The following is a 6,136-nucleotide window of genomic DNA, read 5'->3' as shown; positions in this document are numbered from 1 at the left end:
ACCTGTCGGTCCACGGCCCCGAAGACCTCGAACACGTCGCCCAGGAACTCAACGCCCGACCACGCAAAACGCTCGACTGGGACACCCCAGCCGAGGGCTTGCGTGATCTACTCACTACCTAGAAACCAGCACGGTGTTGCAACGACCCCTAGAAATCGCCGCGAGGGGGCGGGGCTTTTGCTTTTGTTGTCAGGCCTTGGTGGTGGTGAACTCTTTGGCGACGACCTCGGCGATCTGGGCTGTGTTGAGCGCGGCGCCCTTGCGCAGGTTGTCGCCGCAGACGAAGAGCTCGAGGGCGTTCGGGTCATCGAGGGACTTGCGGACCCGACCGACCCAGGTCGGGTCGGTGCCGACGACATCGGCCGGCGTCGGGAACTCGCCCTCGGCCGGGTTGTCGAACAGCAGCACACCAGGAGCGTCCCGCAGCACCTCGCGCGCACCCTCAGCTTCGACCTCCTGGACGAACCGCGCGTGCACCGACAACGAGTGTGTCGTCACGACCGGGACCCGCACACAGGTTGCTGAGACCTTGAGATTCGGCAGCCCGAGAATCTTGCGCGACTCGTTGCGAACCTTCAGCTCCTCGGACGACCACCCGTCCTCCTTCAGCGAGCCGGCCCACGGTACGACGTTCAGCGCGAGCGGAGCCGGGAACGGACCCAGTCCGTTGCCGACCACCCGTCGTACGTCGCCCGGCGTCGTGCCAAGCTCGCGATTGCCGGCCACCTTCGCCAGCTGGTCGTACAGCGCGTCGATGCCTTCCTGCCCGGCGCCCGAGGCGGCCTGGTACGACGCGACCACGAGCTGCTCGAGCTCGTAGCGGTGGTGCAGCGCACCCATCGCGACGATCATCGACAGCGTCGTGCAGTTCGGGTTGGAGATGATGCCCTTCGGCCGGTTCCGGGCCGCTTCGGCATTCACCTCGGGCACCACCAGCGGAACGTCGGGGTCCATCCGGAACGCGCCGGAGTTGTCCACCACCACAGCACCCTTTGCGGCCGCGATCGGCGCCCAGTGCGCGGAGACCTCGTCCGGTACGTCGAACATCGCCACGTCGATGCCGTCGAAGGCGTCCTCGCTCAGCGCGACGACCTCGACCTCCTCGCCGCGGACCTTCAGCCGCTTACCCGCGGAGCGCTCGGAGGCGATCAGCCGGATCTCTCCCCAGACGTTCTCCCGGGTCGAGAGCAGGGTCAGCATCACCGTGCCGACAGCGCCGGTCGCACCGACCACCGCCAGCGAGGGCAGACCCGTCCGGTCCTCGATCGTGTTCTCCACAGCGCTCACAGGGGTCACCGTCCCGTTCCTCCGTACACGACAGCCTGGGTGTGCTCGTCGTCCAGATCGAATGCGGTGTGCGCCGCGGTCACGGCGGCATCCACGACATTCTCGTCCACGACAACCGAGATCCGGATCTCCGAGGTGGAGATCATCTCGATGTTCACGCCGGCGTCGGCGAGCGCGGAGAAGAACTTCGCGGACACGCCCGGGTGCGAACGCATGCCGACCCCGACCACCGACACCTTGCCGATCTGGTCGTCGTACAGCAACTGCTCGTAACCCACTTCGTCCTTCATCCGGGCCAGGGCCGACATGGCCCGGGCGCCGTCGACGCGCGGCAGCGTGAACGAGATGTCGGTGCGGTTGGTGGCGACCGCGGAGACGTTCTGCACGATCATGTCGATGTTGGTCTCGGCACCGGCCACGGTCTCGAAGATCCGCGCGGCCTCACCGGGCTTGTCCGGTACGCCGACCACCGTGATCTTGGCCTCGTTGCGGTCCTGGACCACTCCCGAGATGATCGCCTGTTCCATTTGATCCAGTTCCTTCGCATCGACGACCCAGGTGCCTTCCTTCTGTGAGAAGGAGGAACGCACGTGGACAGGGACGTTGTAGCGCCGCGCGTACTCCACGCAGCGCAGGTGCAGCACCTTGGCACCGCAGGCGGCCATCTCGAGCATCTCCTCGTAGGAGATCTTCGGGATCTGCTGCGCGGCCGGCACGATCCGCGGGTCGGCGGTGAAGATGCCGTCCACGTCGGTGTAGATCTCGCAGTAGTCGGCCTCGAGGGCGGCGGCCAGCGCGACCGCGGTGGTGTCGGACGCGCCGCGGCCCATCGTGGTGACGTCCTTGGTGTCCTGGGCCACACCCTGGAACCCGGCCACGATCGCGATGTGACCCTCCTGCAGCGACTCCTCGATCCGGCCCGGCGTGATGTCGATGATGCGCGCGTTGCCGTGCCGCGACGTCGTGATCACCCCGGCCTGCGAGCCGGTGAAGCTGCGCGCCTCGTACCCCAGGTTCGCGATTGCCATCGCCAGCAGCGCGGCGGAGATCCGCTCACCCGAGGTGAGCAGCATGTCCAGCTCGCGCGGCGGCGGTAGTGGGGAGACCTGCTTGGCCAGGTCCATCAGTTCGTCGGTGGTGTCGCCCATGGCGGAGATGACCACCACCACGTCGTTCCCGGCCTTCTTCGTCGCGACGATCCGTTGGGCCACGCGCTTGATGCAATCGGCGTCGGCGACCGAAGAACCGCCGTACTTGTGTACGACGCGTCCCACAGTGTTTCTCCTCAAACCACTGGTTGCGGTACGCCGTGCGGCGTTGCACCAGGCGTAGTCTCGGCCATCATTCTAGCCGTGACCTCGCCGTTGCCTACCGGCTGACCAGTCCCTGGGCCTCTTGTTCATATAAGTCATCGCTGAAATACTGGGCCGGTGCACGCGTTCGACATCCTCGGCGACCCGGTCCGGCGCCGGATCCTGGAGCTGCTGGCCGACGGCGAGTTGCCGGCGGGCAGCATCGCCACGACCATCGGCGAAGAGTTCGGGATCAGCCAGCCGGCCGTGTCCCAGCATCTGCGGGTGCTGCGCGACAACGGGTTCGCGACGGTGACCGTCGACGGCACCCGCCGCCTGTACGCCGTCGACCCCGGACCACTGCGGGAGATCGACACCTGGCTCGACCAGTACCGCAAGTTCTGGATCAACCGCCTCGACGCCCTCGAGACCGAGATCCGTCGCGGCCGTCGACAGAGCTGAAACATTCCGCCTTCTTGCTGCATCTGGGTTGGTAGAGACCAGAGGAGACAGTTCATGCGGAACATCGTGGCCAAGCTGTGCATCACCGAGGACGGGATCGTGGATCGGCCGGAGCAGTGGCTGGCCGCTGCCGGGCCGACCCTCGGGCAGTTGGTGGCCGAGACGGACACGGCCCTGCTCGGCCGGAAGACGTTCAACCAGTACGCCGGTTCCATCGCCGGACTGGACGAGGTGCGCAAGCTCGTGGTCTCGCGCCGACCAGTCGTCGCGCGGCCGAACACCGAGGTGCTGCAGGGTGATCCACGGCGTGTACTGGCAGCGCTGAAGGAGGTGCCAGGCGACGACCTGCACGTCATCGGCAGCCTTGCCCTGGTGCGGTCGATGCTGCGATGGAAGCTGGTCGACGAGGTGTCGCTGCTGGTCCACCCGGTACTCGCGGGACGTGGGGTGCGGCTGGATCGCCGTACGCTCCGGCTGATCTCGATGTGCGCGCGGGATGGCGGCGTACTGGAGGCCACCTACCGCGTGTTCTATCCGGCGACCGCTGCGCCGTCGAGGTCAGTGGAGTCGGCTGGTCGTTGGGGTGGCACCCACAGGACGGCCAGGGCGGCGATGAGCGTGAGACCGGCCATCAGGACCCACGCGTAGGGCAGGCCGAACGCCTCTACCACTGCCCCGGCCAGCACCCACCCCAGCGCGGCGCCGAGCTGGCCGGCGGCCACCATCCAGCCGAACATCTCGGTGCGTGCGGCGGCCGGCGTCAAGACGCCCAGTCGCTCGTAGACCGAACCGATAGTGGGCGCCATCAATGACCCGGTGGCGAACAGCAGAACCATCAGGGCGGCCAACGAGGGCGTGGCCAACGCACACCCGACGGACAGGATCGCCAGGACCAGCAGGCGACGCCAGACGTAGGAGTTCTTCTTGCCTGGCAGGGCTCCGGAGACCAGCCCGCCGAGCAGACTGCCGATCGCGGTCACGGTCTCGAGGATGCCGGCGACGAGACGGTTGCCGTGGGCATCGGCTACCGCAACGATGCCGAGCGACAGACCGGAGAAGCTCGCGATCATGCAGAGGAAGGCGATCAGCAGCGCGAAGCGATGCCGGTGCAGCACCAGCTCGGCAATGGTCAGTCGTTCCCCGCTCGCCTTCTCCCGTAGACGGTGCGGCGGCTGGAGCAGACCGAACCACCAGATCGCGCCGGCCGCGGTGATCCCGCACGCCATCACACCCGCGTGTGGGCTGGCGATCGTCACGACCAAAGCTCCGAGCAACGGGCCTACGATGAACAAGAGTTCCTGCGAAGACGCATCCAGCGCGTAGATCGTCCGTAATCGCGGACCGTCGACCAGTTGGGGCCAGCCGGCCCGCACTGCCGAAGTCACCGGGGCTACGAACATGCCCGCCAGGGCTGCAGCGACCGGAAGGGCTCGGAACCAACTGTCCGGCAGCAGCGCGACCACGATCATCAAAGCACCCCAGGCCATGCCGGTGCCGATCACCACTTCCCGGATGCCTCTGCGATCGGCCAGGCGGGACCAGACGACGCTCGCGAACCCCATGCCGACCGAGTACGCACCCGCGACCACACCGGCCCAGCCGAAGGTGCCGGCCGCGTCCTTGGCCAGGAACGACAGGGGCACCATCGAGGCCATCACCGGCATCCGCGCGGTCAGGGCCGACGCCAGCAGTGCCATCACGCCGCTGGTTCGCCATAGCTCGCGATAAGCAGTGAGATCCACGTGCTCATCCTGGACCGGTGCAGTGCCAGATCGCGGGGCTTTGCGCCCTACGTTCAGGCTGTGACGGCTTCCAGCTCGGCGTCGGCGGGGCGATGCGGCGGGACCCGGAGAACCGCCACGGTGGCGATAACGCCAACGGCCGCCGTCAGGACCCACGCAGAGGACACGCCGAACGACTCGACGATCACTCCGGCGATGGTGGACCCGGCCGCTGATCCGATCATGCCGCCACAGATCATCCAGCCGAAGATCTCGGTCCGCGCTCCGGCCGGTGTCATCCCACCCAGCCGCTCGTAGAGCGCCCCGACCGTCGGCGCGATCAGACAGCCGGAGGCGAACAGCATGACGGACAATGCGACCACCGAGGAGGTGGCGAACGCGCATCCGGCGACCAGGACGGTCATGCTCAGCAACCGACGCCAGACGTACGACTTGTGGCGTCCCGGAAGCGCTCCACCGATCAGGCCACCGGTCAGGCTGCCGACGGCCGCCATCATCTCCAGCAGTCCGGCGATGACGCGGTTGCCGTGCTCGTCGGCGAACGCGACGATGCCGAGCGACATCGACGCGAATCCCAAGGCCAGGCAGGCGAAAGCGAACAGCAGCGGCAGCCGGTGCCGGTGAATCAGCAGCTCCCGCGCGGTCGGCCGGATGCCGTCTGCTTCGTCGTACGTCGCCCCGGGCTGTTGCTTGAGGCCGAACCACCAGATGGCCGCGGCCGCGATGGCCGCGCAGGCCAGCAGGCCGGCTCGCGGACTGGCGAAGCTGACGACCAGTGCGCCGAGCATCGGGCCGACGATGAACAGGAGTTCCTGGGCTGTCGCGTCCAGCGCGTAGACGGCGCGGAGTCGTGATCCTTGGACCAGACGCGGCCAGCTGGCGCGGAGTGCCGACGTGATGGGCGCAACGAAGACACCAGCCAGGGCTGCCGCCACTGGGAGCAGTCTGAACCAACTGTCGGGCAGGACGGCGACTACCACCATCAGGACGGCCCAGGCCATTCCTGTGCCGATCAGGACGCGTCGGGCCCCTCTGCGGTCCGCCATCCGGGACCACACCACGCTGGCAACCGCCGTACCGACTGAGTAGGCGCCCGCGACCACGCCGGCCCAGCCGAAGTTCCCGGCCGCGTCCTTGGCCAGGAACGCGAGCGGGACCATCGTGGCCATCACCGGGAGCCGCGCGATCAGAGCCGACGCCAGCAGGGTCATGACGCCCTGGGTCTTCCAGAGGTCGCGGTACGACGTCAGGTCCATGCACCGCATTCTGTCCTGACATACCGGTCGGACGCCTCGGGATTTCTCCCTATCTTGTCGTCGGCCACCTTTTGTCGGTGGTGTATGCGAACATATG

The 6,136-nt window shown here is 67.4% G+C and carries 6 protein-coding genes and 1 pseudogene; 3 read left to right on the top strand and 4 right to left on the bottom strand.

The features are described 5' to 3' along the window. Nucleotides 1-122, top strand: a pseudogene (locus ACWF4Z_RS28965) (IS30 family transposase); the annotation flags it as partial. Nucleotides 123-189: 67 nt separating this feature from the next. Here the strand turns inward: ACWF4Z_RS28965 and ACWF4Z_RS28960 are convergent. Together ACWF4Z_RS28960 and ACWF4Z_RS28955 are read right to left on the bottom strand one after the other, a co-directional pair. Beyond that, entirely contained in the window at nucleotides 190-1,296 is a 1,107-nt protein-coding gene (locus ACWF4Z_RS28960) for an aspartate-semialdehyde dehydrogenase (RefSeq protein ID WP_452246316.1), read from the bottom strand. Beyond that, a complete protein-coding gene (locus tag ACWF4Z_RS28955) occupies nucleotides 1,293-2,561 on the bottom strand; it encodes an aspartate kinase (protein WP_452246315.1) in 1,269 nt (422 codons plus the stop codon). Before ACWF4Z_RS28955 ends, ACWF4Z_RS28960 begins: the two co-directional genes overlap by 4 nt. A gap of 156 nt (nucleotides 2,562-2,717) precedes the next feature. Here ACWF4Z_RS28955 and ACWF4Z_RS28950 point away from each other — a divergent pair, with 156 nt between their 5' ends. Continuing rightward, nucleotides 2,718-3,041, top strand: a complete 324-nt coding sequence (locus tag ACWF4Z_RS28950) for an ArsR/SmtB family transcription factor (RefSeq protein ID WP_452246314.1) — start codon at nucleotides 2,718-2,720, stop codon at nucleotides 3,039-3,041. Between the two features lie 54 nt (nucleotides 3,042-3,095). Beyond that, nucleotides 3,096-3,689, top strand: a complete 594-nt coding sequence (locus tag ACWF4Z_RS28945; RefSeq protein WP_452246313.1) for a dihydrofolate reductase family protein — start codon at nucleotides 3,096-3,098, stop codon at nucleotides 3,687-3,689. Here the strand turns inward: ACWF4Z_RS28945 and ACWF4Z_RS28940 are convergent. Beyond that, nucleotides 3,572-4,783 carry an MFS transporter gene (locus ACWF4Z_RS28940; protein ID WP_452246312.1) on the bottom strand — a complete coding sequence of 404 codons (1,212 nt, stop codon included), beginning with the start codon at nucleotides 4,781-4,783 and terminating at the stop codon, nucleotides 3,572-3,574. The two genes, ACWF4Z_RS28945 and ACWF4Z_RS28940, sit on opposite strands and share 118 nt — an antisense overlap. Before the next feature lie 53 nt (nucleotides 4,784-4,836). Next, the gene (locus ACWF4Z_RS28935) at nucleotides 4,837-6,039 is read right to left on the bottom strand and encodes an MFS transporter (protein ID WP_452246311.1); all 1,203 of its coding nucleotides are present in this window, start codon (nucleotides 6,037-6,039) and stop codon (nucleotides 4,837-4,839) included. Nucleotides 6,040-6,136 lie beyond the last annotated feature (97 nt).

This window comes from Kribbella sp. NPDC055071, from assembly GCF_053608045.1.
The sequence above is the reverse complement of the archived record's forward strand: the minus strand, read 5'-3'. Positions and strand labels throughout refer to the sequence as shown.